The organism is Gordonia amarae NBRC 15530 (genome assembly GCF_000241345.1).
In the GTDB taxonomy this organism is placed as follows: Bacteria; Actinomycetota; Actinomycetes; order Mycobacteriales; family Mycobacteriaceae; genus Gordonia; species Gordonia amarae.
In genome coordinates this window covers 1-432 of record NZ_BAED01000082.1, presented here as the reverse complement: position 1 = coordinate 432, position 432 = coordinate 1, and the positions used below count along the sequence as shown (strand labels likewise).

Genomic DNA, 432 nt, shown 5'->3' with positions numbered 1-432 from the left:
CTGCAGGATGTCGTGAACTCCGTATCGTCGTTCGTGTCCGCCGCCCCCGCTCCCGCCGCACCGGCAGCAGCTGCCGCGCCTGCGTCCGCCGCACCGGGCAAGTCCGCTGCCGACGTCGTCCTCGAGATCGTGTCCGAGAAGACCGGCTACCCCGCGGACATGCTGGGGCTGGACATGGAGATGGAGGCCGAACTCGGTATCGACTCCATCAAGCAGGTCGAGATCCTGTCTGCGCTGCAGGCGCAGTACCCGGGCGCTCCCGAGATCCCCGGCTCCGAGCTGGCATCGATGCGCACTCTGCAGGACGTCGTGAACTCCGTCGCGGCCTTCGCCGCACCTGCTCCGGCAGCCGCGGCGCCTGCCGCTGCGGCCGCACCCGTGACCGCGGCTCAGCCATCCGGACCGGTGCAGTCGCCGAGCGAGGTCGTCCTC

General features: G+C 70.6%; 1 protein-coding gene. It reads left to right on the top strand.

Translation table 11 applies throughout. From position 1 onward, the window contains the following. Nucleotides 1–12: 12 nt before the first annotated feature. Nucleotides 13–432: phosphopantetheine-binding protein (locus tag GOAMR_RS23375; RefSeq protein WP_170319212.1), on the top strand; the 420-nt coding region annotated here is incomplete at its 3' end.